Consider the following 22,755-nt stretch of genomic DNA (forward strand, 5'->3'; position numbering starts at 1 on the left):
TTATGGATACGGTAACGATTCCTCCTCAACGCCGCCTCCTCGGACGGTTTGCTCCGAGTCCGACCGGGCCGCTGCACCTCGGGAACGCGATGACGTTTCTGGTTGCGTGGCTCTGTGTGCGCAGCCGGGGAGGGCGGATTCTCATGCGGATCGAGGACATCGAGGGACACGGGCGCGATCCCGCCGTGATCGACGGCAACTGCCGCGATCTGCGCCGCCTCGGGCTCGACTGGGATGAGGGGTACGGCGTCGGCGGCCCGCATGAACCCTACCGCCAGAGCGGGCGCAGCGCGCTGTACCGCGCTTCGCTCGACCGGCTGCTCGAACAGAAGCTCGTCTATCCGTGCATCTGTTCCCGGCGCGACGTGCAGCGCATGGGGGCGGCTCCGCACGCGGGGGATTTTCACCCGTACGACGGACGCTGCCGCGGGCGCTTCCGCTCTTATGACGAGGCGAGGCGGGTGCTTGAGGGGAGCGGGCGACTCCCCGCGTGGAGATTCCGGGTGCCGGCAGGGGAGATCGTGTTCCGGGACCGGCTCTGCGGCGAACAGCGCGTGAATCTCGCGGAGACCTACGGCGACTTCCCGATCGCGCGCCATCCGGACGGCATCGGTTACCAGCTTGCAGTCGTGGCGGATGACATCGACATGGCTGTGACGCAGATCGTGCGCGGCGGAGATCTTCTTGCCTGCACGCCGTGGCAGATCCTGCTGTGGAAAGCGCTCGCGCCGGAGCGGCCGCTGCCGGAGTACTGCCATCTGCCGGTCGTGGTCGATTCCGACGGAAAGCGGCTCGCGAAACGGACCGGCGGACTCACGCTCGACGCGCTCTTCTCGGCCGGAGTGCGTCCGGAGCGGATTCTCGGACTGCTCGCTTACTGGGGCGGCTGGGCCGAGTTCGGCGAGGAGTTGAGTGTCGACGCGATTCTGCCGCGCTTCCGGCTCGATACGCTTTCCGATCGCCGTCCGACGCTCGATGAGAAAGCTCTGAAGTTTCTGCTCCCCTGAGTGTTAAAGCATCTTTCCCATCGCGTCGACGATGATGGAGATCTCCTCCGGCGGCGTGACGAAAGGCGGCATCGTGTAGAGCCACGGACCGAACGGCCGCAGCCAGACGCCGGTTTCCCGCACGAGTTTCTGAACCCGTTCGGGGGAGGGGGGCGTCTTGAGTTCGACGACGCCGATCGCGCCGAGCACGCGCACGTCCGTGACGTTCGGATGTTCCCGGTACGGTGCGAGTTCGCGCTTGAGCTGTGACTCGATCGCATCGACTTTCGCTTTCCAGTCATACGAATCGAAAAGCCGCAGCGAGGCGACGCCCGCCGCGCAGGCGACCGGATTGGCCATGAATGTCGGTCCGTGCATGAATTTTCCGGGCGGTGTTGCGCAGATGGTCTCCGCAACCTGTTCCGAGGCGATCGCCGCCGCGAGCGTGATCGATCCGCCGGTCAACCCTTTCCCGACGCACATGATGTCCGGCGTGACTCCCGCATATTCGCACGCGAAGTAGCGGCCGATCCGTCCGAACCCGGTTGCGATTTCGTCGATTGCGAGCAGGATTCCGCGTTCGCTGCACGCCTCGCGCAGCTTTTTCATATACATCGGGTGGTAGAACCACATTGCGTTCCCGCCCTGAAAGACCGGTTCGATAAAGACCGCGGCGATCTCGTCACCATGCCGGTCGAGCAGCTCCTCCATCGGCTTGAACTCCGACTCATCCCATTCGCCGTCGAACGGAATGCGCGGCTTCGGCAGGAAGAAATTCTGCTGCAGATAGCCGTGAAACACCTGGTGCATTCCCTCCGGGTCGCAGAGCGCCATCGCTCCGGCGGTGTCGCCGTGGTATCCGCCGCGCAGCGCCGCGAGCCGGCAGCGTCGCGGATGTCCCGCCGCGAACTGATACTGCACGGCCATCTTGGCGGCGCATTCAACCGCGACGGAACCGGAATCGGCAAAGAAGATCTTGTTCACGCCCGCCGGGGTGTGTTTGACGAGCTCGGCGGCCAGTTCGATGGCCGGTTCGTGCGTGAAACCCGCGAACATGACCTGAGCGAACTTCTCCGCCTGCGCGCGGATCGCCGCGACGATGGCCGGATGGTTGTGGCCGTGCGCCATGCACCACCAGCTCGAGATTCCGTCGATGAGTTCCAACCCGTCGTCGAGCCGGATGTGCGTTCCGTGTGCCGCAACCGCGAGATTCACCGGCGGCGGAGCGGAAATCGACGCATAGGGATGCCAGAGATGACTGCGATCGACGGCGAGCAGTTCTTCGCGGTTCATTTCGTCGCCTCCGGGGTGAAGATCGCGGAGAAATCGACCTCCGGCAGCGGTTCATGCACTTCGGGCAGGTCGACGACCGTCTCCGGCATTCCGTGCCGTTTCAGGTACTTGCGGATCATGCGCGGGGAGTCCCCGTCGATGATCGGATCGGCTTTCGGAAAGCGGTTGTAGACGACTCCGGCGATGCGCATGTTCCGGTTCGCCGCCGCCTCGATCGAGAGGATCGTGTGGTTCAGACTTCCGAGCCGCCCCGAGGTGACGAGAATCAGCGGACAGCCGAGCTCCGCCGCGAAGTCGATGGTCAGCAGATCCTCAGTCAGCGGAACCGCGAGTCCGCCCGCCCCCTCGAGCAGCACGAACTCATAGCGGTTCGACACCTCCGCGACGGCGCGGCGGATCGCGTCGAGGTCAAGTTCGCGTCCCTCGAGTTTCGCCGCGAGGTGGGGCGACGAGGGGAAACGGAAGATCTGCGGCGCGGTCAGCCCCGCCTCGTCCTCCGGAAAGCGGGGGACGTTCATCATCGCGCGGTGCTTGTCGAGATCCTCGGAGAATCCGTCGTTGCCGGTCTGGACGAGTTTCATGGTAATGACCCGCTTCCCGCGGGCATGGAGGTCGCGCGCCATCATGCCGACCGCGACGCTTTTGCCGATGTCGGTATCGATTCCTGAGATGAAATATACGCTCATGTTGTCAGCTTCTTTCCCGCCACGAGGGCGATCGGATGATAGGTCAGCGGCACGTTTCCGTTCGACAGCCGGAAACGGTCCGTGTAGGTTTCAGAGAATTCCGCCAGGGTGCGGCGGCTCCACGGACGGCCCGCGGAGACGGCGGTCACGCCGGTCTCTTTCAAACTCCGCAGTGCCGCGAGCGGAGAATCGAACTCCTGCACGATGAGTTCCTCGTGCGAGGCTATGACATGCAATCCGTTCGATTCCAGGATGTTGACGAGTTCCGCCGCCGTCCGGTACGGCAGTCCGTTTCCGGTCAGGCTCGAGAGTTCGTGCAGCGTCTCCGGCCCGAATGTCGTGAATGCGAGATAACCGCCGTTGCGCAGCTTTTCCGCGACCCGGCCGAAGAATTGTTCCGGTTCGGCGAGCCATTGAAACACCGCATTCGAGAGAAAGAGATCCGACTCCGGCAGTTCGATCGTTTCGATGTCGCCGCAGAGAAATTCCGCATTCGCCCGGCCGCGGTGAAACGCCTCGCACTCCGGAACGAGGTCGATGAGTGTGAGGTGTGCGAAGTCGAACCGTTCCGCGATACGGTCGGTCAGAATCCCCGCCCCGCACCCGAGCTCCGTGATCATCTCGAACTGCCGCTCAAGCGTGGCGGCTGCGAAGAGGTCGAGCAATGTTCCGGCCATATCGCGCTGGACTGTCGCGGCGCGGTTGTAGGTCTCGAGACTGCGTTGGAAACGCTGTCGGACCGCATTTTTATCGATCGCGCCCGGCATCGATGATCTCCTCGAACGAGTGAATCTCCCCGAACGGAAAGTGCGGGGCATCCGGTTTTTCCGTGACGGCAACGGACTCTCCCGCCCAGAATTTCCGCTGCGCCGCGGCCGGGATGATCCGGTCACGCCCCGAAATCCACGCCCGCCGGAACGGATTGACCGGAACGGGGGATGACTCGATATGTTTTTGCAGGGAAACGAGTTCCTCCTGCTGCGACTCCGGCGTTCTCCGCGGCTGCCGGAATGGTGCGCTGCCGGCGAGCCGCCGGTAGAATCGTTCCCTCGCGCGTTCGTCTCCCCAGTGTTCGGCAGTTCCGGCGAAGATGGCCGGATCGATCCCGAACTCCGCGTCGACCGGACGCAGCGTCCCGTTGAACGCCGTCGCCGTCTCGAAGCGGTACGGCCTGTTTTCGAGCAGTTCCGCCGCAACCCGCACGCCGAGCGACCACGCCGCGAGGTGCAGCTCCTCATAACCCGCGAGTTCCGGCAGCGGTTCGAGATGGGTGTAGTCGCAGACGGTCAGAACGTCGACTCCGGAGGTCTCCCATCCCTCGAAGAGCGTGTCGTCCATGCTCCAGCCGTTGAAGAAGAGCAGGACTCTTCTGCCGTCTCCGGTGCGATGAAGCCACGAGAGTTTCAAATCAACCTCCGGAGTTGCTCGATCGACTCCTCCGGCAGCGCCGCCGAAAGCGAAAAACGCAGCCTGGCTCCGTTCGGCGGAACCGTCGGCGGACGGATCGCAAAAACAAGAAACCCGTTCTCGAGGAAGTAGTTCGCTTTTTCGACCGCCTCCCGGTCGCCCCCGATCCGGAACGGCACGATCTGCGAGTCGCCCGCGATGGTGTTCGCCCCGAAAGCCTGACGCAGCGTCTCGCCCATGCGGCGCAGTTTCGCGCGTTCGGCGTCCATCTCCGCGCAGCGGTCGAGCACGAAGCAGCTCCAGTTCAGCACCGCCGGCGGCAGTCCCGTCGTGAAGATGAGCGGCCGCATGTGATTGATGAGGTATGTCCGGGTTTCCGGCGCCATGATCGCATAGGCCCCGGTCGATCCGAACGCCTTGCCGAACGTCCCGATGAGCACATCGATTTCATCCGCGATGCCGAGTTCCGCCGCGAGACCCGTCCCTTTCGGACCGCGCACTCCGACCGAGTGCGCTTCATCCACGACAAGAATGCAGTCGTACAGCTTCTTGAGTTCGACGAGGCGGCGCAGATCGGCCGTGTCGCCGTCCATGCTGAAGACCGATTCGGTCACGAGGAAGACTCTCCGGTAATCCGCCCGCTTCTGCCTGAGAATCGCTTCGAGCCGGTCGCAGTCGAGATGCGGATACCGGCGGAACTCCGCATCCGCGAGACGCATTCCATCGATGATGCTCGCATGGTTCAGCTTGTCCGAGAGAATCAGGTCCTCTTTCGACGCGAGCGCTGGCAATATCCCGATGTTCGCATGGTAGCCGCTGTTGAAGACGAGCGCGGCACGGTGATTGTAACGTTCCGAGAGTTTCGCTTCGAGCCGCGTGTAGGCGGGCGTGTTGCCGGTCAGCAGCCGGCTCGAGGCGCTTGAGAGTGCGAGTTCGGGTGTCGCGGTGTCGGGGTATTCCGCATAGAATCTCTTCCGCAGTTCCGCGTCCGCCGCGATGCCCATGTAGTCGTTGCTCGAAAAATTCCAGTACGTTCTGCCGTCGCAGCGGCAGAGGCCGTGTCCCTCCGGCGCGATCTCGCGCAGGATGCGCAGACGTCCGCCCGATTCAAGCTGCGCCGCGTCGGCGGCGAGTTCTTCCCGGAATCCCATCTTCATTCCTCCTCAGAACCGGTTCAGCTGTTCGATGAATTTCACATCATCCTCGAAGCTGCGGCCGCGGGTTGTGAGGTAGCCGCCGGTGATCATGCTGTTGAGTCCGGAGAGCATCAGAAGTCCCTGGAAATCCTTCATGACCGTCTCGCGTCCAGCGGCGAACTTGATCATCTTCGTCGGGTTCACGATCCGGAAAATCGCAAATGCTTTCGCGACGTCTGCGGGGGCCATGATCTCACGTCCTTCGAGCGGCGTTCCCTTGATCGGCAGCAGCACGTTCAGGGGAGACCCCTCCACGTCGAGTTCGCGGATCGCAAACGCCATATCGACACGATCCTCCCAGTTCTCCCCGAGTCCGAAGATGCCGCCGGTGCAGTTGGTCACGCCGAACTCCTGCAGATAGCGGATCGTCGCGATCTTCTCCTCAATCGTGTGCGTGTCGGAGATCAGTTCCGCATAGCGCTTCGGACTGGTCTGCAGGTTCATGTTGTACCGCCAGGCGTGATGTTCCGCGAGCAGCTTCGCGGTTTCGCGCGAGAGGATGCCGATCGAGACGCAGATCTTCAGATCCGGCAGCTCCCGGTGCAGCAGATCGAGCGTATCGAGAATCTTCCGGAATTCCGGCGTCGGGGTCTTATATCCGAAACCGCTCGTGACGTACCCGAATGCGCGCACGCCGTTTTCATACGCGCGGCGCGCGGCCTCGAGCACCTGTTCCGCCGGCAGCAGATCGTAGGTTTCGATTCCGGTGTTGTGATGTCCGCTCTGCGCGCAGAAACGGCAGTTCTGCGAACAGACTCCGGACTTGGCATTCAAAATGGAGCACGGCGTGATCTCGCGCGCGAATTTCCGGCGCACCTTGTTCGCCAGTGAAATCAGGTCGAGGATCTCTTCCCCCTCGATCTTTTCGGCGATTTCGAGCGCCTCCGCGCGGGTCAGCGCGCCGCCGTCGAGCACCTTGTAGGCATTTTCTATGATCGGATTCAGCACTGGATTCACCTTTATCGTTGTTGGTATTCTGATTAATATAGCACCGCCCGGCGAAAAAATCGAGTCGGATTCCTTGCAATCCGGTCGAACGGGTGTATTTTATATTATGTTAACCCATTTAACAAAGTAATGCGGGAGGCGCGTCAACTATGGATAAAGTCAGGATCGGCATCATCGGCGTCGGCAATATGGGTTCGGCGCACATCACGAACGTACAGAATGTTCCGGAGGCGGTTCTGGCCGCCATCTGCGACCGCGACCGGGAGCGCGCGGACCGGATGGCGAAGAAGGCGCCGAAAGATTGCCGGGTGTTTTATTCGGTGGATGATCTGCTGAACTCCGGCACGGTTGACGCAGTCATCATCTCGGTGCCGCACTACGACCATACGCCGATTGCGATTCAGGCGTTCGAGAAAGGGATTCACGTACTGTGCGAGAAGCCGGTTGCCGTGACCAAGAGTCTTGCGCAGAAGATGATCGACGCGCATGCGAAACATCCCGAGCTGCGGTTTGCGCTGATGTTCAATCAGCGTACGCGACAGGCGCATAAGAAGATCAAGCAGATGATCGACAACGGCGAATTCGGCCGGATCGTCCGCGTGAACTGGACGGTGACGGACTGGTTCCGTTCGCAGAGCTATTACGACAGCGGCTCGTGGCGGGCGACCTGGGCGGGCGAGGGCGGCGGCGTGCTGCTGAATCAGTGCCCGCACCATCTCGATCTGTTCCAGTGGTTTTTCGGGTTGCCGGTGAAAGTGCGCAGCACGGTTTCGATCGGGAAATACCATGAGATCGAGGTCGAGGACGATGTGAACACCTATTGTGAATTTGCGGATGGTTCGACGGGCAACTTCATCACTTCGACCGGCGAATTCCCCGGCACCAACCGGCTTGAGATCTCCGGCACCCGCGGCCGCATGGTGTTTGAGGACGGCGTGATCCGGTTCAAGCGGACCGAGGTCGATGTGAACGAGTTCTGCCGCACGACTCCGGAGTCGTTCCCGAGCATGGATATGTGGGAAGTCGTTGTTCCGACCCGCAAGGATACCGGCCATGAGCACCAGGATGTGATCGAGGCGTTCGTGAAAGCGGTGCTCGATCCGAAAGCGGAACTCGTCGCTCGCGGCGAAGAGGGAATCCGTTCGGTCGAATTCGGCAACGCGATGCTCTACTCCGGACTTAAAGGCGAAGAGGTTTCCATTCCGATGGATACCGGGAAGTTCGATGCGATGCTGCACGAACTCATCAAGAACTCCAAGTACGAGAAGCGCGAGGTCAAAGAGGCCATCGTCGATATGGGCAACTCGTTCTGATGCGCCGTGCGGAACGGGAAATCACGGATGCTGCCGCCCTGGCCGGGATTCTCGGCCGGGCGGGTTATGCCGTACTCGCGTTTCTCGACGGCGGAACGCCCGCTCTGGTGCCGGTTTCGTTCGGATTCCGGCAGGAGGAGGACGGGCGTTTTGTCTTCTACTTCCACTCGGCGGTCGAGGGGCACAAGATCGACTGTCTGCGCGAGGATTCGCGGGTTTCGCTCTGTGCCGTCGGGGACAACCGGATCGAACTCGGGACTCCCGTTTGCCGCTCGACCTGCCGCTATGAGAGCGTGATCGCGACCGGGCGGATCGAATTCGTCACCGCGCCGGAAGCGAAGAGACGCGCGCTCGACTGCCTCATGAATCACTGCGGCGCCCCCGGCTCATTCGATTACCCCGAGCCGATGCTCGAGCGTACCGCGATCCTGCGGCTCGTTGCGGAAACCATCTCCGGCAAGAGCAATTTCTCCCCTGCGCCGCGGGCATGACCGGAATGGAAAAAGCCGCCCCCCGCCGGGACGGCTGATTGCCGGGAGTCTGAAAACCGTGTTTACCGACTCGAGTCCAGCGCAAAAATGAGCATGACGATGTAGAAAGACCAGGTGATGAGGTAAACGGCCGCGCCGCAGATCGCTCCGGCAAGAGTCCAGTTTCTGGCCTGTCTGGCGACATTTTGCGCTTCGGCGACGTTACCGGCGGCCGCCAGGGCGCTGACCCGGGCCGCGTAGATAAGCGCCACGATGCCGAAAGGCATACAGCAGAGAATCGTCACGAGAATCGCGGGTACCAGCCAGGAGTTGATCGTCTGCGCCTGCGCTTCGGCGGGAGCGGCAGGCGAATGTTTGCAAAACGGACAGTGTGGGGAATTATCCGGAATCTCTTTCCCGCATTGCGTACAGAACATGTGTGACACCTTTCCTGTTTGGCCCGCCGGGGCGGTCGCCGATTATTCGTTCAGCGTGGCGATGGAGCCAGCCACCACCATCAGCAAAATCAGCAGAATACACCCGCCGCCCATGATGATTCCGACCCATGCGTGGATGGCGCCTCTGGCCTCCGGGTGCTGTTTCGCATAGCGCAGCCCGAGAATTCCAGTGATGAGAGCCGGAATCGCGGTGATTCCGCAGACCGGTGAGAAGATGCCGAGATAATAGGCCCAGAGCGCCAGCGTGTTGCGCGGGATCAATATCCCCAGTCCGCTGTCGTCGTTGACCACCACGACCGTTTGAGACCCGATCGCGCTGCCGCATTTCGGACAGAAACGGCTGCCGTCCTGTACCTGGGTCCCGCACTTTTGGCAGAACATATTTCGTGTTTCTCCCTGTCTGATTGATTATTCGCGGACGAATTCGACCGGCAGGTTCGGGTTGCTGCCGCGGGTGACGGAGATCATCTGCTCACCGCCGCGATCCGTGTCGTACAGCACGACGAGCCGATTCAGCCCCTTGCGGGTGACGATGGGGGTCGGCAGTGTCCGGTCCTCGACTTTCTTCCCGTTCAGAAAGACACCTTTCACGTTGTTTTTCGGAACATGGAGTTTCCAGGTGTCGATGACGGCGTCGGCTCGGAACGTCAGCGCGACGGCGATCTGCTGTTTCTCTTTCTTCGGAATCTTCACGATATAGGGCAGAGCCCATTTGCCCGAAGCGAGCGGCGACCAGCTCGAGAGTGTCTCTTCCGGATTCGATGCCGCTGCGAGCAGCTGCTCGGTGAACTGTTCCGGCGGAAGCGGACCGAGCGCGAGCGCCGTATCGCGCGGAACCGCCTCGGCGAACTGCGGAATCTCGGTTTTCGTGCAGACCCAGAGCCGCTGCGGTTTCCCGTCGATCTCGAAGTTCACCTCGGCCGCGGCGAAGAGCGGCCCGCACTGGTAGAGCGCCGTACGGCGGTGTTCCGGGAAATAGTGCGAAACCGTCCGCGTGACCTCCGGATTGATCATCTCAAGATCGTTGCGCGGCACCCGCTCGTCGCAGGTGAAGAGCAGCGGCAGGCGGAACGCCACGGTCACATTCGTCAGCGGCAGCCGCCCCCGGTTCGAAATCGTGAGAATGACGCCGGGCTCTTCGTCTTCGACGTTCATTACGAGCGACGCCTCGAGAAACGGAAACTTCTTCGACGGCAGCACCCGGGCGCCGTCGCTGGTGATCATGTCGATCTGCTCCGGCATCCGCAGTGTGTGCGGGAGTTTTACCATGGTCCGCCCGTCGGCCGTGGCGGGGGTGACTTTCGCCCAGAGCGGCGTATCGGATCCGAGCGCCGCCGGAGTCGGTCCGGTCAGCTTGAAGATGGCGTTCGCGCCCTCGACGCGCTTTTCCACACGGGTATGAAGCTGCGCATACCGGTAGGCGTTGTATTCGTTTTCATTGCAGTACCACCAGTCGGGACGGTTCGCGTACTTCGCGAAGATCTTGTCGAGCGTCTCGAATCCGGCATCGTCCTGCCAGGTGTGGAGTCCGAGCGTGGCGTGGCGGACTTCACCGGGCTTCATGTTTTTCGTCCGTTCGGCGATGGCGCGGTCGAATGTCTCAGCCGAGGGGGTGCGGTCGTTGATGCCGAAGAGGCGGCTCGTCCCCCAGCTCCCCTCGGGCATGCCGTACTCCTTTTCGAGATTCTGATGATATTCGGGGGAGCCGAGTTCGCCGGAGCGGTAGAGCGCCTCGCCGATGCGCAGCGGCGAGAGCGAGTCGGTCGCATTTTTGTAGGCGCAGTAGGGGAGCACGAACGAGTTGATCGTCTGGTTGCTGCGGGTTTCATACTCGACCCGGTTCTGCAGGATCTGCCGGGCGACTTCGTTCGGAATCAGCGTCGCGAGATTCCGGTGGTTCAGCGTGTGGTTGCCGATCGAATGCCCTTTCCGGATCAGCTGCGGCAGCACGTCCGAATAGAAACCTTTCCGGCTCGTCGAGCAGAGATAGAACGTCGCCTTGAATCCATGTTTCGCGAGAAGCTCGGCCATGCGGACGTGATTCGGGTTGCTGTCGTCCCAGCGGGTCGAGAATGCGAAACTCTTCCCCTCGGGCAGCGGCAGCAATTCAAGTTTCGCCGCTTTCGCCGTTTCCTCATTCGGGAATGTGAGTTTGACTTCGCGCTCGTACTCCGGCAGAGAGAGCGGATTGGCCGAGAGGGCGAGTGTCGCGGTCAGCAGTGACGACAGCAGAGTAAATTTCAGGCGCATGGAATCGATCTCCTTCCTTAAGTTCCACTGGAATGATGCCCCTATAAGATAGCATGACTCATTCTGACAGGCAAGGGGATTTTTTTCCGTGACATTCGTTTTTTTTTCTGCACGATCCCGGGAAATCCGCGCGGCGGACGCATTTGCGGAACTTCTCTTCCGGTTTCCGGCCTCCGTTTTTTCAGCCCAGTTGTTTTTTCAGAGTCCGGTAAAGCTCGTCCGCGTGCTTGCGACCGTTGTCCGAGGCCATTTTCGCAAACTTCATGGCCAGTTTCAAGTTGACTCTCCGATAGTCCCAGTTCAAATAAAGCCGCGCGAGGAGATATTGGAACTCCGCGCCCAGCTTCGGGGCTTCGCAGGCCAGCGCATCGTCCGGGCAACCCAGATAAAAGGCTTCGGTAAACAGATTCATGGCCCGGTTCTTCGCGCTCGAATCGGCCGCTCCGGCGAGCAGACTTCTGCCTTTTTCAAACCGTTCCAGGCTGGTCAGCGTTTTTCGTCCGGTTTCGGTCGCATGGTCAACGGCTTTCGGCTCATCCTGCGGGTAGGCGTTCCGGGTGTCGGCGGCCGGAACCTCCGCATTTTTTTTCGGTGAGCGCGGGGCGGAAACGGCGCCTCCTGTCACTATGGCGGAAATATCTTCCGGCGTCAGGAATTCCCCGGTCGGTAATTCCGCAATATTATATCCGGAAACGGTTTCTCTGATTTTATCTTCGGGAAGCACGATTCCATGGGGGGCGTCTGCAGGAATGAAGCAGAACATATGCCCCTCCGGGATGGCATCGACAAGGTACATCGGCTTTTCCCAGGAACCGTCTTTGAGTTTGGCCAGGCGCAATGCCGTCGGCATCGATTCATTCCAGTCGTGTTCAAAGATCATGCAGCTTTCCAGCAGGGATATGTTGTCCGGAACGAGCCGGGCCCGGCAGCTCTCGAAGTTCGGAAACCAGTTCCGGATGGTCTCGAGGATCGACTCCGTTACGGAATGCTTCGGGTCATATACGACGAGCCAGTTCCCTCTGCCGCTGAAGCATATCGCAGTAAAACCGCCCTCATCGTTTTTGCAGTGGGGACAGACGGCTCGATTGAATGAAAGATTCTCAATGGTGTTGACTGCCTCCGGATTGTTTTCCCAATCCACCAGGGCGTGGATGGTGATCGGGAATAACTTCCCGCATTTCGAGCAACGGATGGTATTTTCTGTTTTCTCTCTCATTTTATCGTCCTTGCACATCGCTTCAATCGCCTTGAATGGTAACTGCGGATTTTTACTTCCGGCAATCTGTTCGTAAAAAAAATCTTAGGGTATTGTATGATACCCCGGAATTTCCCGATTGCAAATCACAATGCAGGATTTGTCTGCAACCGGATCTTTCGATTCATCTCGAATAGAATTCGAGAACCCCCTGGATGAAAGCGATGGGGAAGAAGACCAGAAACGCTCCCACTCCCCAGAGCAGCAGAATCCAGCCGATGTGAATGATCGTGAACTCTCTCCTCCGGAATGCGGAAATCACATCGAGCAGCATCCAGTACCAGAATTTCAGAAACTGCAGATAGATAAATCCCCAGATGAGCCCGAGGAGCAGAATGAAAAGCAACATGTGACCTCCCGGTTTTTCGTTGATGATGCGGGGAACCGTCCGAGTCGAACTTCATCGCGGATCAGGACTCACCCGCCGATTTCGGCACAGGAGAACTCTCCCCCGGAGAAAACAAGTGTCCGCTTCCGCGCCGCGGCGTTGTCGATCAACAGCTCCGCCAGCGGCAGCGCCGCGAACTCCTCAAGCAGCGTTGCGATCGGCCGGGCCCCCTCATTCCGCTCCGCCGTGCGCCTCACAAGTTCGCGCCGGGCGGTGGAATCGAGCGTGACCGTAAAGCCGTGTTCCCGGGCTTTGCGCTGGAGCAGTTCAAATTTCGCATCGACGATTTTCCCGAGATTTTCGGATGAGAGCGGGGCGAAAGAGACGGCCGCCGTCAAGCGGGAACGAAATTCCGGCGCGAACTGTTTCGTGAGATCCGGTTTTTCCGGCCGTTTCTCCTCTGTTCCACCGAAGCCGAGAGGCGCGACGCCCCCGGTTTTGACGTTGCCGGTCATAATCAGATAGAGCTGCCGGCAATCCGCTGTCCTGCCGCGGCTGTCGGTCAGAGTTCCGCCGTCCATGACCTGCAGCAGCAGCTGGTGAATGCGGCGATGCGCCTTTTCGATCTCGTCGAGCAGCAGCACGCAGTGCGGATTCTCCCGGATTGCGTTGACCAGCAATCCGCCATCCTCACAGCCGACCAGTCCCGGCGCGGCCCCGATCAGCCGCGACGCGGTGCTCTCGTCGGCATATTCGGTCATGTCGAACTTCACGAGCGGAATTCCGAGGGTTCGGGCGAGGCACCGTGCGAGTTCGGTCTTGCCCACGCCGGTCGACCCGTTGAAGAAAAACGCCCCCCGCGTTCCGGAACGGAACGATGAAAAACCGGATTCCGCGAGCTTGACTGCGCGGCAGAGCACTTCGATGGCGGCATCCTGCCCGAAAATCGTCGCTTTGAGCTCAGATTCCAGTCGTCTCAGCGGCGCAAAGCGATCGGCGGCGGCATGGGGCAGGTGCGGAAGTCCTGCCATCCGGGCAACGACGGATTCGAGATTCTCCTGCGTAAGCTCCGTTCCCGGATTCTCCCCCCGGAGCAGCAGCTCGGCTCCCGCCTCGTCCAGTACGTCGAACACCTTGTCCGGCAGGCGGCGCTGCGGCAGAAACGCGCAGGCCAGATCCAGCGCGGAGCGGAGAATCGAATCCGGAAACACCACATGATAATGCTCTTCCAGAGCGGGACGGCTATTCTGCAGCATCTCCAGGCACGCCTCCCGGGTCGGTTCGAGTACCGTGATCGGGATGAAACGCCGCTCCATGGCGCCGTCTGCCTCAATGAATTTCCGGTACTCATCCGCCGTTGTCGCTCCGATGAATCGCAATGCTCCCGAGGCGAGTTCCGGTTTCAGGATGTTTCCCGCGGTCAGCGCGTCCCCGGTGTTGGTCCCGGAGGTCAGCAGCGCATGCAGTTCATCGACGAACAGCACGGCGTCCGGATCCTGCCGGACCGCATTGATGACGGTCCGGAGCCGCCCCTCGTACTGGCCGCGATAACTCGCTCCCGCAATCAGATTCCCGGTGTTGAGGGAGTAGATTTTCGTCGAGCGGAAAGCCGGAGGAACATCTCCGGCGGCGATCCGGCAGGCGAGCGCCTCCACCACCGCCGTTTTGCCGACACCGGGCTGTCCGACCAGAACGGGACAGCATTTCTTCCGCCTTGCGAGGGAGCGAAGCAGGATATCGGTTTCGGCCCGGCGGCCGCAGACGACCTGAGTCGGATGTTTTTCAGCCAGCGAAACCAGTTCAACCGTAAACTGTTTCAATGCTTTATCGGCACTCTCCGGCAGATGCCGGTTCGGGATCTGCACCGATTCTTCCGGGACAGACGCCTGTTCCGTGTAATCATGACTCTGCAGAATGTTCCGGAGCAGCGGCGAACCCGCCTGATACAGAGCCTGAACCAGATGATCGGGCCGCGGCAGGGCGATTTCTTCCTCCCGGAACAGACGGTTGGCACTGAGGATCAGAGATGCGAAGAGTTGCGGTCGCAGCCTGGGCCTCTTTCCCGATCCCCGGTGCTGCAGGGAAAGCTCCTGCGTCTCGGCGTGCAACCGCTCTTTCAAACGATCGGGGGAGGAGAACAGTTGCCAGACCGAATCAAATCGGAGCAGCGAAAGGAGAATATGCCATTCGGTCACTTCGTCGCAATTATCTTTCTGTGCCATCTCCGCGGCTTTTTCAAAGATTTCGAGAATCTTCGGGTCTCTGTACCATCGTTGTTTCATCCTGCACCTCCTGTATTTTTTTGTCACGTTGATCAAGATACATGCCGGTCCGGGACATCTAATGTCCATCGATCGCACAGAAGCGGGACTCCCCGGTTTTCGGCGGCGCCCGGCCGAATGATGTCGGACAAAAGATGTCCCGGTCGTCGTCGTATCTTAAAAAACGAAAACCAGCGCCACGGAACAGGCGCAGTCGAAGACGAGGCTTTTGTCCGACTGCGTCAGAGCTCCTTGAAACCGCGCGGCAGAACGAGCCGTGCCGATACCGGGGAGCCGTGTCAGTCGAACAGCCCGGACGCCGTCACCGACGGCGGTTTGCAGAACGGAAACGAAAAAACGCAAGCAGGAGGAGGAATCAATGTGGATCTTCAGTAAATACGGATTCTTTTCGATCGTCAGAACGAGAGAACAGCGCCATCCCGACGAGGATTTCATGATCCGCGCGAGAGTTCAGACCCATCTTGAGACGCTCAAACGTCTGGCGGAACTCCCCGCGCCGGTGATTCGGACCAGCGATTCGGATTATGAGTTCCGGCTCGTGGTTTCGGAGGAGGAGTATCGCAAGGTCATGACTCTTCTGGAGGAGTCGGTCGATTATCCGAACTTCAAGAATGCCTGCTTCGAGTATGACGGGCAGGACTCATTCTGGCATCGGGCGCTGCATGAGGTCTGGGAAGTCATGGTTCGGCTGCAGTTTCGTGAATCCCGCTTTTTATAACAGGAGGGCATACAATGGACAATTTCACCTTTCTCCCGAAGAATGAACTCGAACAGGCGTTTTTTGATTGCGACCTGCCGCGGATCCATGCTCTGATCGGCCAGGGAAAACGCCTGAATGGCTATGAGGCTTTTCTCTGGGCGCATGAACATCCGGCGGAATTTTCCGACGAAACCCTTGCGGAACTCCTGCAGGCGGCACTTCCTCCCGAGGTTTACCGTTATGCTCATGCTTTTGCCGAGACGGTCTGGAATGAGGACAGCCGCCGCACTTTCTGCCGCAACATGATTGACTATCTCATCGTCAAATACTCCTGCGAGGAACTCTTCGAGGTCAGCTCGGAATCGGAGTCCGACCACGAGCCGCTCAAGAACGTGCTGGAGAACCTGACTCCGGAGGGGAAGCTTGAGAGCGCCATTCTGGCACAGGATTATGACTTCGCGGTCCAGTGCATTGCGGACGGCTTCCAGCTTGAACGTCCCGATCTCCTTGCCACCCGGGAGTTTTTTGATTCTCCGATTGGGGTGGCCGCGCTGGTGGTTCAGGTGGCGATGACGTATCCATTGCGGAAGCGTGCGTTCGCGTTTCTCCACGCCCATTATCCGGAATCCGAAGTAATCTGGCTGCTTCAGGAAATCATGGCAGAGCCGGCCTCCGAGTTGTCCGGGGAGGAACGGAAGCTGTTCGACGCCGCTGCGGCTCGGGACGATGTGGAACTCCAGCGTCTGATTCAGGAGGAATCCCTTTCGTTTCACCAGGTCCCGACCGAACTGTTTCTTCTGCTCCCCGAGTTGAAGAAAAGAACCGTTTTTCTGCTCTTTTACGGGGGATTCAACTACCTGGCGAAAGCGCGGGCGCTGCAATTTCTGTTTGCGGAGAGCGAACAGCCGGACAAGCTGCGGAGTCTCGGATACAAGCGGATTCTCATGTACACGAATCTGCTCATCCATATTCTGCAGCAGAAGATCGCTCCGGAGGATGCGGAGAGGATCGACGGGGATTGGTATCCGATGGGCGGAACCATCGCCGATGGGTACGATCCGAAGAACCCCTGCTTCACTTATTCCTACTATTACGACCCCCGGTTTCTCTACAGGCCGGCATCGTATTCGGACAGATATGAGGAGCCGGTTCACGATGTCGATCCCGATTCGCAGGATTGACCAAAGGTTTCAACCGGATGAGACCGCCCCCTCTCTTCAGGCGCGGGGAGGGGTATCAGATTCCGGGGTATTTCTCCCACCACTCTCTGGTGGCGTCGCCATACCTCGGATCCCCGTCAAATCTCTGAAAGAGATCGTCGGCCATCCGGCTGACGATCCCGTATTCCTGCAGATTCCGCCGCCACGACTCCGGAATGGCCTCTTCGCCGTTGATGAGGCCGAGGATATTGCCGGTGATTGCGCCGGTGGAATCGCTGTCTCCCGTGATGTTCACGGCAGCGAGCACTCCCTTTTCAAACTCTCGTTGATGGTTCCAGGCACAGTGAACACTGATGGCGAGCGCTTCCTCCGCAACCCATCCTTCGCCAAGTTCGGCAACCGTGCGTGCCGTCCGGGCAGTCTGCAGAGCCGCGAGGGTTTCGGCCGTCCCGTCCTGCGTTTGCAGATGCTTTTCCACCAGAGCGAGGGATTCTTCCAGGTCTTTCTCCTCCAGAAGATACGCAATCAGCATGGCGAACGCCCCTCCGGCGGTGATTCCGGTCGGGTGGCCGTGGGTGATCGCGGAAAATTTGCAGCCGTTCTCGTATGCCTCTTCCGGGTGGAGCAGGATTCCGACCGGCGCCATGCGCATGACTGTTCCGCATCCCTTGCTGTTGTTGCGGGCTCTGCAGTCGCAGGGGATATTTTCGAGCGCGTGAATGCAGGTCATGCCGGGAGCACGTCGCCGATGGAGCTGTTTTTCTCGAATGAGCCACCCCGTGTCAAGGTCGGCCTGGTCGGAAAAAAACATACCATCCTGCGTCTTCAGCCAGCGCTGATACGCATTTTTCACGACTGCGACCGGATCACAGATCCCTCTGCCGTTGAGTCGGACGATCGCCCGCAGCAGCCCCTCGGCAGTGAAGAGCGTCATCTGTGTATCGTCGGTAACAGCCCCGGTCCCGTCGCCGAATTCAACATATCCGGTCACGCCGTCGCCGCCATAATTCCGGAGAATCGCGTCCCGGTTCAGAAATTCAACCGGAGCTCCGAGCGCGTCGCCGACCGCTCCGCCGATCAGACAGCCGCGAATGGCATCGAGCCGGCGTGAGTCGCTCGGCGGGAGATCGGACTTCTTCCTGTTTCCATCACAGTTTTCGGACGATGATTTCATTGTTTTGGCTCCTTAGTCTATTATTTATATTATACATTACCTCCGTTTCAGAAAAATACAAGTTTTGATCCGCAGTAGAGTGCGGTTCGACGAGATGGGTGCTGTGGGGGCTGGGGAGGCGCGGACATCCGGTCCGCGGGATCGCGGGGAAAAGACGCTCCGCTTGCGGGACGAATCAGGGAAATCGCTGTAAGTGTCGGAAAAATAAAACGGCCCGTTGCATGAATCAACGGACCGTCGAAATATCCGGCTCCCGCGGCTTATTCGTCCCGGGAGCGGCGGAATGGAGGAGCTTCAGCGAACGGTGAAGTGAATCCGGAAGCTCTTTCCATCTGGGTAGGAGAAAAGCACCGTCGTGGTTCCCCGCGCCATGCCTTTGAGCTCGATCTCGGCCTGGTCGCGGCGGAACGGCCAGACTCCGTCCCGGTCGTGCTCCATCTCGACGCGGCAGATCGCCGGATCATAACTCGTAATCGTCCAGTAACGTCCCTGGTCGGCATCCTCTTCGAGTTTGAAGTCGAGATCACCGCCGAGCGGAATCGTCGCCTGGCAGACGGTCGAACCGATTTCGCCGAGCGTGTAGGTTTTCTCGTGGATCAGCGACGGCAGCGCAACCGCCGGTGGAATCGTCTGCGGAAGTTCCTGTGCCACGGGTTGAGCCGGGACCGGCGCCACGGGTTGAGCCGGGACCTGCGCCACGGGTTGAGCCGGAACCTGCGTCTGCGGCTGCGCCGGGACAGTGGCATAACGCTTGAATTCGGCTTCCACATCAGCGAACGCAATCGTGGAGCCCGGATTCGCGGAGAGAATGACCTGAACGAACTTCACTTCTGGTTCCGGGAACGAGAAGACGGTTTTCGCCGTGCTCCACCAGTTGGTGGCGTTGTAGGACCGGGTTCTGGTGAAAAGAGGTTTCCGATCCGCGCCGTACGCGGCGATGCCGATCGTCGCGACTCCATTCCCCTTAAGTTCCGTTTCCAGCTTGACGGCATTGCCGAAAACCGGCTGCAAATCCGAGGCAACGGTTTTACCGTTCCGGGCGCCGGCCGTGACTTCGATGGCGAACTCATCGTAATCCTCTCCGACGATCATCCGGGTCGATCCCTCTCCGGGGGAAACGCTCCAGCCCGGTGCCTGCGGGGCATTCACCGCAGCGCCGCGGAAGTCGCCGTTGATTCTCAGATCGTAATCCTCATCCGCTGAAGCCCAGCAGAGACAAAGCAGACTCACAAGAGTTGTGGATAAAAGTTTATTCATGGCATCTCCTTTTTTTGATAATGATTCCTGAATTTCAGGAAAAAAATACAGCTTTTCCAAATATAGCACCATTTTTTTTAAATGCAAGTGCAGTGGAAGCCATAGACGCAATATAGCAAAAAAAAGAGAGGGGGGCAAACAACAACTCCCCTCTCTCATCGCCTGTCATGGATACGCTCTATTCCGCCCGCATGGAGACGGATTCCAGCAGAACCCCGAATGGATCGGCGGTTTCCGCCAGACTCTGCAAATGGAGATAGCAGACGGCGTTGTCCGTCGCGGTTTGCGCGGAAGTTTGCAGTACCTCCTCTCCGTTGAGCAGGCAGATCGCTTTCCCCGCCTCCTGGTTCCAGCGGATGCGCAGTTCCGCCCATTCGCCGGGCTTGAATGCAGGAACTTCATTGAGCCGTCCCGCGTCATCGAGGTCGAATCGGAATGCGGCAAAGTGTTCCGCCACCGGATCTGACGGGTTGAACCAGCGGTCGGTCAACAGGATGCGGACTCCGGCGGAGTTGCGTTCCAGCCGCAGTTTCAACGTCAGTTCCCCCTGCTGCGCGGCCGGAAAATTCCAGACCGCCCCCTCTTTTTCACTCAGCAGACGGCTGTCGGGATGACGCCCGATCTGGAGCACCTCGCGAGGAATCCCGTCCGGATGCGGAATCAACGCCGCTCCCTGGCGACGATTGAAGGAACAGTGACCCGTAATTCCCCTGTAATTGCCGTATATACTCCGGTAATACAACTGCAGCGACCAGTTGTCAAGCCCTTTTACGAAATCGTCGGAACGTTCCCGGTCATAGAGAAAATCAAGGTCGAAAATAACGAACTTCCGGCAGCGTGCATGCTGACCGAATGCGATGATCACCTTGTTTTCCGGCAGTTCGATCAACTCGTTCTGGTGGACGCTCTTGTCGATCGAGTCAAAGGAACCGCCGCTGCTGCGGAAGTCGCCGTCGTTGCGGCATTCGTTCAGATGAATTTCACGGAATCCGATCCAGCTGCGTCCGCCGTCTTCGGAAATCGCCGCGTGCAGTGCGTCGCGGTTCGTGAACACGTCCTCGCTCAGGCCGTCGATCTCATGCTGCTGCAGAATCGGCTGCTGACGGTGGTCGGTTTCCGGCAGCGGTGTGGTGTTGTTCCAGACCGCCACCATGCGTCCGTCGGAGAGCGTCACCAGATTCGGCATGGTCGCCACACTGTAGAAAGGAGAGGGTTCCGGCGCGCTCCAGGTGTCGCCAGCGTCCCTTGAGAACATCCAGTAATGTTTGTCCTGCGAGGTGCGGAGCAGCATGATGAGCTCGCCCGACGGCGTCTCCGCAACGACCGGCTCGGAACCCGGTTGCCGCCAGCGGTATCCCTTGTGCGGCCAGGCGATTTCGTGCAGCGGGGGGTACGGCAGAATCTGCCGTGTCCAGCTGGCTCCGTCGTCATCGGAGATCAATACCCCCGGATGCAGAAATCCGTCTTCGCACCAGTACTGGAATGTCTGAACCCACCGTTTCCGGTTTCGCAAGGCCAGCGGCTGCCGCTGTATATGCAGCACTTCCGGACAGATTCTGGTCATGCGGAACGGTCCTTCCGGAGTGGCTGCACGGAAACACCAGACTCCCTCTTCCGGACATTGTTCCGTCGCATCGTAAAAGGCGTCCAGATCAATGATCTCGCTGTTCGGATCCTGCCTTTTGCAGTACAGGATCGTGATATACTCCCCGCTCCAGGGACTCTTTACCATGGCGCCGACGGTCGGAGATGTCAAAATCTCCTCGCGCCAGTTGAGGCCGCAGTCATCGCTTTTGGCAACCAGACGGGTGAGCGAAATTTTTCCGTTTTCACGGAAAGCGCGCATTCCGTAATGGCGCAGTTCGCCATCCGGCATCTTCATGAAATCACGGTGAGGATTGGCGGGGGGAACCCCCGTTACAACCGGTGCGTGGATGGTGCGGAAAAACGGTGTGATCTGCATCATGGTTCCTTTTCGTTTTGTGCTGAGATGGTTACTTTTTTCCGATCAGCCGCCGGGTGGCGGCCGCGAGAATGCTCACGTCGCTGCCGATCGCCTTCCAGTTCATGAAACGGTCGCTCCAGAACGGACCGGCGCAGAATCCTCCGAGCAGCACTCCGGCTGCGAGCGTTTTTTCCCGAACGAGATCGATTGCATCGGAGACCTCCGGATCGTCGAAACAACCGGTTTTTCCGTAGGAGGCCGAGAGATCACAGGGACCGAGGCAGACTCCTCCGATTCCTTCGACTTTCAGAATGTCGTCGATATTGCGAACGGCTTCACGGTGCTCGATCTGCACGAAGACCCGCGGTTCTTGCCGGGAAAGTTCCAGATATCCGGCGAGCGGATCGCGGTCATAACCGGTGGCGCGCCGCGTTGCAAAGCCGCGCTCGCCGCCGTCGACCGGATACCGGCAGGCGCGGACGGCCGCCTCCGCATCCCGGGCGTTGTTCACCATCGGCACAATCACCGCTGCTGGAGCCAGATCAAGTACCGGTTTGAGCAGATAAGGCAGATTCCAGGCCACCCGTACGAAAGGGGCGCAATTCGTGCCGCGGAGTGCCATGACGTGGTGCATCGCATCGACGATGGTCAGAGGCGAATGCTCCATGTCGATCCAGACAAAGTCGCAGCCGCAGTCCGCAGCGAGTTCCGAAATCGACGCGTCGTGCGACGTGATGACGATTCCGGTCGCGGTTTTCCCCGAATCAGTGACGGAAAGAAAGTGTTCCAGATTGTTGATTTTCATGTTGTTACTCCTGATGTTCCTGTGCAGTGATTCTCCCGGTGTGGCGGGAGAGGATTTCGGCGAGGGTTTCGGCTTTTTTTGCGACGATCGCGTCGATCATCTGCTGGTGTTCCGAGGCGGAAAATGCGACCGCGTCACTGTCACGGAACGGGGGGCGCAACCGCTCTTCAAACTGCAGCGAAACGATCTCCGCAAAGAGTTTGATCAGGCGGTTACCCGCGGTATCGAAGAGCATTCGATGAAACTCCAGATCGATTTCATCCGCCTGGCGCGGCGTTGAGCGGGCAGCCAGCATCTGCCGGTTCAAACTGGTCAGTTCATCGATTCGCTGCGGCGTCGCGAACTGCACCACCGCCGGGGCGATCGCCGATTCGAGCATTTTCCGGCAGGAGTTGACCTCCGTTACTCCGCAGTTCAGCAGCCGCAGCTGAAACGAGAAATCCAGGGCGATTTCCTCCGATGTCGGCAGCCGCAGAACCGTTCCGCGGCTGGTCCGTCGTTCCAGCAGTCCCCGGCTTACGCAGCAGGCGATCGCTTCCCGCATCGTCCCGCGCGAAACTCCGAAATGCGTTGCAAGTTCCTGCTCCCCCGGAATCCGGTCTCCCGGGCGGTATTTCCCCCGGATCAGGTAGTTTTCAAAACGTCTGAGCAGTTCGATTCCGGCCATAATGATCTCCTTTGTTCGACATGAATATATACTTTGTTAAACAAATTGCAAGCACTGTTTCGAATGTTTTTTGTTTTTTTCACGGGGGGAGAGAATTGCAATTGCTCAAGGGGCATGTTATGTTACCGGGTCAGAAGCGGAACCGGATGAAAACGGGGCCGCCGGGAAAGAGTGA

The 22,755-nt window shown here is 59.6% G+C and carries 22 protein-coding genes; 5 read left to right on the forward strand and 17 right to left on the reverse strand.

Features of this window, described 5'->3' with window-relative positions; genetic code table 11:
* Positions 1 to 2 precede the first annotated feature (2 nt).
* Positions 3 to 1,007: a glutamate--tRNA ligase family protein gene (locus tag Q0J85_RS07270; RefSeq protein WP_294479732.1), complete on the forward strand. Its 1,005-nt coding sequence runs from the start codon at positions 3 to 5 to the stop codon at positions 1,005 to 1,007.
* 3 nt (positions 1,008 to 1,010) lie between these two features.
* Here Q0J85_RS07270 and bioA read toward each other — a convergent pair whose 3' ends face one another.
* From bioA to bioB, 6 genes are read right to left on the reverse strand one after another with little or no spacing between them, the layout of a single operon-like run.
* Positions 1,011 to 2,279 (reverse strand): adenosylmethionine--8-amino-7-oxononanoate transaminase, encoded by a 1,269-nt coding sequence (gene bioA, locus Q0J85_RS07275; protein WP_294479734.1) that lies wholly within the window; start codon positions 2,277 to 2,279, stop codon positions 1,011 to 1,013.
* Complete coding sequence (gene bioD, locus Q0J85_RS07280; RefSeq protein ID WP_294479738.1) at positions 2,276 to 2,965, reverse strand: dethiobiotin synthase; 690 nt, start codon at positions 2,963 to 2,965, stop codon at positions 2,276 to 2,278. Before bioD ends, bioA begins: the two co-directional genes overlap by 4 nt.
* On the reverse strand, positions 2,962 to 3,732 hold the full coding sequence (gene bioC, locus Q0J85_RS07285) for a malonyl-ACP O-methyltransferase BioC (RefSeq protein WP_294479739.1): 771 nt from the start codon (positions 3,730 to 3,732) through the stop codon (positions 2,962 to 2,964). Before bioC ends, bioD begins: the two co-directional genes overlap by 4 nt.
* A complete protein-coding gene (locus Q0J85_RS07290) occupies positions 3,713 to 4,372 on the reverse strand; it encodes a pimeloyl-ACP methyl esterase BioG family protein (RefSeq protein WP_294479740.1) in 660 nt (219 codons plus the stop codon). Before Q0J85_RS07290 ends, bioC begins: the two co-directional genes overlap by 20 nt.
* Positions 4,369 to 5,523: an 8-amino-7-oxononanoate synthase gene (locus Q0J85_RS07295; protein ID WP_294479742.1), complete on the reverse strand. Its 1,155-nt coding sequence runs from the start codon at positions 5,521 to 5,523 to the stop codon at positions 4,369 to 4,371. The genes Q0J85_RS07290 and Q0J85_RS07295 overlap by 4 nt, the downstream gene beginning before the upstream one ends.
* A gap of 12 nt (positions 5,524 to 5,535) precedes the next feature.
* Positions 5,536 to 6,516: a biotin synthase BioB gene (bioB, locus tag Q0J85_RS07300; RefSeq protein ID WP_294479744.1), complete on the reverse strand. Its 981-nt coding sequence runs from the start codon at positions 6,514 to 6,516 to the stop codon at positions 5,536 to 5,538.
* Between the two features lie 149 nt (positions 6,517 to 6,665).
* Here bioB and Q0J85_RS07305 point away from each other — a divergent pair, with 149 nt between their 5' ends.
* The gene (locus Q0J85_RS07305) at positions 6,666 to 7,829 is read left to right on the forward strand and encodes a Gfo/Idh/MocA family oxidoreductase (RefSeq protein ID WP_294479747.1); all 1,164 of its coding nucleotides are present in this window, start codon (positions 6,666 to 6,668) and stop codon (positions 7,827 to 7,829) included.
* Complete coding sequence (locus tag Q0J85_RS07310) at positions 7,829 to 8,320, forward strand: pyridoxamine 5'-phosphate oxidase family protein (protein ID WP_294479749.1); 492 nt, start codon at positions 7,829 to 7,831, stop codon at positions 8,318 to 8,320. Before Q0J85_RS07305 ends, Q0J85_RS07310 begins: the two co-directional genes overlap by 1 nt.
* A 62-nt stretch (positions 8,321 to 8,382) precedes the next feature.
* Here the strand turns inward: Q0J85_RS07310 and Q0J85_RS07315 are convergent, their stop codons facing one another.
* The 6 genes from Q0J85_RS07315 to Q0J85_RS07340 form a co-directional block, all read right to left on the reverse strand.
* Entirely contained in the window at positions 8,383 to 8,736 is a 354-nt protein-coding gene (locus Q0J85_RS07315) for a CD225/dispanin family protein (RefSeq protein ID WP_294479756.1), read from the reverse strand.
* 42 nt (positions 8,737 to 8,778) lie between these two features.
* Positions 8,779 to 9,138 (reverse strand): zinc-ribbon domain-containing protein, encoded by a 360-nt coding sequence (locus Q0J85_RS07320; protein WP_294479759.1) that lies wholly within the window; start codon positions 9,136 to 9,138, stop codon positions 8,779 to 8,781.
* Positions 9,139 to 9,165: 27 nt separating this feature from the next.
* On the reverse strand, positions 9,166 to 11,007 hold the full coding sequence (locus tag Q0J85_RS07325) for a polysaccharide deacetylase family protein (RefSeq protein ID WP_294479763.1): 1,842 nt from the start codon (positions 11,005 to 11,007) through the stop codon (positions 9,166 to 9,168).
* Between the two features lie 181 nt (positions 11,008 to 11,188).
* Entirely contained in the window at positions 11,189 to 12,223 is a 1,035-nt protein-coding gene (locus tag Q0J85_RS07330; protein ID WP_294479765.1) for a CpXC domain-containing protein, read from the reverse strand.
* A gap of 163 nt (positions 12,224 to 12,386) precedes the next feature.
* Positions 12,387 to 12,611: a hypothetical protein gene (locus Q0J85_RS07335; protein ID WP_294479769.1), complete on the reverse strand. Its 225-nt coding sequence runs from the start codon at positions 12,609 to 12,611 to the stop codon at positions 12,387 to 12,389.
* Positions 12,612 to 12,679: 68 nt separating this feature from the next.
* Complete coding sequence (locus tag Q0J85_RS07340) at positions 12,680 to 14,872, reverse strand: AAA family ATPase (RefSeq protein ID WP_294479771.1); 2,193 nt, start codon at positions 14,870 to 14,872, stop codon at positions 12,680 to 12,682.
* Between the two features lie 358 nt (positions 14,873 to 15,230).
* Between Q0J85_RS07340 and Q0J85_RS07345 the strand changes: the two genes are divergently transcribed.
* Positions 15,231 to 15,590, forward strand: a complete 360-nt coding sequence (locus tag Q0J85_RS07345; protein WP_294479773.1) for a hypothetical protein — start codon at positions 15,231 to 15,233, stop codon at positions 15,588 to 15,590.
* 14 nt (positions 15,591 to 15,604) lie between these two features.
* A complete protein-coding gene (locus Q0J85_RS07350; protein WP_294479775.1) occupies positions 15,605 to 16,753 on the forward strand; it encodes a hypothetical protein in 1,149 nt (382 codons plus the stop codon).
* 55 nt (positions 16,754 to 16,808) lie between these two features.
* On the opposite strand, the gene Q0J85_RS07355 is transcribed toward Q0J85_RS07350, so the two are convergent.
* The 5 genes from Q0J85_RS07355 to Q0J85_RS07375 form a co-directional block, all read right to left on the reverse strand.
* Positions 16,809 to 17,906, reverse strand: a complete 1,098-nt coding sequence (locus Q0J85_RS07355; protein WP_294479777.1) for an ADP-ribosylglycohydrolase family protein — start codon at positions 17,904 to 17,906, stop codon at positions 16,809 to 16,811.
* A gap of 294 nt (positions 17,907 to 18,200) precedes the next feature.
* Positions 18,201 to 19,163, reverse strand: a complete 963-nt coding sequence (locus Q0J85_RS07360) for a hypothetical protein (RefSeq protein ID WP_294479780.1) — start codon at positions 19,161 to 19,163, stop codon at positions 18,201 to 18,203.
* Positions 19,164 to 19,341: 178 nt separating this feature from the next.
* Complete coding sequence (locus Q0J85_RS07365; RefSeq protein ID WP_294479782.1) at positions 19,342 to 21,129, reverse strand: exo-alpha-sialidase; 1,788 nt, start codon at positions 21,127 to 21,129, stop codon at positions 19,342 to 19,344.
* Between the two features lie 28 nt (positions 21,130 to 21,157).
* Positions 21,158 to 21,913: an aldolase/citrate lyase family protein gene (locus Q0J85_RS07370; RefSeq protein WP_294479784.1), complete on the reverse strand. Its 756-nt coding sequence runs from the start codon at positions 21,911 to 21,913 to the stop codon at positions 21,158 to 21,160.
* A 4-nt stretch (positions 21,914 to 21,917) separates the two neighbouring features.
* Positions 21,918 to 22,580: a FadR/GntR family transcriptional regulator gene (locus Q0J85_RS07375; RefSeq protein ID WP_294479786.1), complete on the reverse strand. Its 663-nt coding sequence runs from the start codon at positions 22,578 to 22,580 to the stop codon at positions 21,918 to 21,920.
* Between the last annotated feature and the right edge of the window lie 175 nt (positions 22,581 to 22,755).

Source organism: uncultured Victivallis sp. (assembly GCA_944389935.1).
Taxonomy (GTDB): Bacteria; Verrucomicrobiota; Lentisphaeria; order Victivallales; family Victivallaceae; genus Victivallis.

What these genes read in the sequence shown, in the direction of transcription:
- Q0J85_RS07270 (WP_294479732.1), top strand. Translation starts at nt 3, where the DNA reads ATGGATACGGTAACGATTCCTCCTCAACGCCGCCTCCTCGGACGGTTT.
- bioA (WP_294479734.1), bottom strand. Translation starts at nt 2,279, where the DNA reads ATGAACCGCGAAGAACTGCTCGCCGTCGATCGCAGTCATCTCTGGCAT.
- bioD (WP_294479738.1), bottom strand. Translation starts at nt 2,965, where the DNA reads ATGAGCGTATATTTCATCTCAGGAATCGATACCGACATCGGCAAAAGC.
- bioC (WP_294479739.1), bottom strand. Translation starts at nt 3,732, where the DNA reads ATGCCGGGCGCGATCGATAAAAATGCGGTCCGACAGCGTTTCCAACGC.
- Q0J85_RS07295 (WP_294479742.1), bottom strand. Translation starts at nt 5,523, where the DNA reads ATGGGATTCCGGGAAGAACTCGCCGCCGACGCGGCGCAGCTTGAATCG.
- Q0J85_RS07305 (WP_294479747.1), top strand. Translation starts at nt 6,666, where the DNA reads ATGGATAAAGTCAGGATCGGCATCATCGGCGTCGGCAATATGGGTTCG.
- Q0J85_RS07310 (WP_294479749.1), top strand. Translation starts at nt 7,829, where the DNA reads ATGCGCCGTGCGGAACGGGAAATCACGGATGCTGCCGCCCTGGCCGGG.
- Q0J85_RS07315 (WP_294479756.1), bottom strand. Translation starts at nt 8,736, where the DNA reads ATGTTCTGTACGCAATGCGGGAAAGAGATTCCGGATAATTCCCCACAC.
- Q0J85_RS07320 (WP_294479759.1), bottom strand. Translation starts at nt 9,138, where the DNA reads ATGTTCTGCCAAAAGTGCGGGACCCAGGTACAGGACGGCAGCCGTTTC.
- Q0J85_RS07325 (WP_294479763.1), bottom strand. Translation starts at nt 11,007, where the DNA reads ATGCGCCTGAAATTTACTCTGCTGTCGTCACTGCTGACCGCGACACTC.
- Q0J85_RS07330 (WP_294479765.1), bottom strand. Translation starts at nt 12,223, where the DNA reads ATGAGAGAGAAAACAGAAAATACCATCCGTTGCTCGAAATGCGGGAAG.
- Q0J85_RS07335 (WP_294479769.1), bottom strand. Translation starts at nt 12,611, where the DNA reads ATGTTGCTTTTCATTCTGCTCCTCGGGCTCATCTGGGGATTTATCTAT.
- Q0J85_RS07340 (WP_294479771.1), bottom strand. Translation starts at nt 14,872, where the DNA reads ATGAAACAACGATGGTACAGAGACCCGAAGATTCTCGAAATCTTTGAA.
- Q0J85_RS07345 (WP_294479773.1), top strand. Translation starts at nt 15,231, where the DNA reads ATGTGGATCTTCAGTAAATACGGATTCTTTTCGATCGTCAGAACGAGA.
- Q0J85_RS07350 (WP_294479775.1), top strand. Translation starts at nt 15,605, where the DNA reads ATGGACAATTTCACCTTTCTCCCGAAGAATGAACTCGAACAGGCGTTT.
- Q0J85_RS07355 (WP_294479777.1), bottom strand. Translation starts at nt 17,906, where the DNA reads ATGAAATCATCGTCCGAAAACTGTGATGGAAACAGGAAGAAGTCCGAT.
- Q0J85_RS07360 (WP_294479780.1), bottom strand. Translation starts at nt 19,163, where the DNA reads ATGAATAAACTTTTATCCACAACTCTTGTGAGTCTGCTTTGTCTCTGC.
- Q0J85_RS07365 (WP_294479782.1), bottom strand. Translation starts at nt 21,129, where the DNA reads ATGATGCAGATCACACCGTTTTTCCGCACCATCCACGCACCGGTTGTA.
- Q0J85_RS07370 (WP_294479784.1), bottom strand. Translation starts at nt 21,913, where the DNA reads ATGAAAATCAACAATCTGGAACACTTTCTTTCCGTCACTGATTCGGGG.
- Q0J85_RS07375 (WP_294479786.1), bottom strand. Translation starts at nt 22,580, where the DNA reads ATGGCCGGAATCGAACTGCTCAGACGTTTTGAAAACTACCTGATCCGG.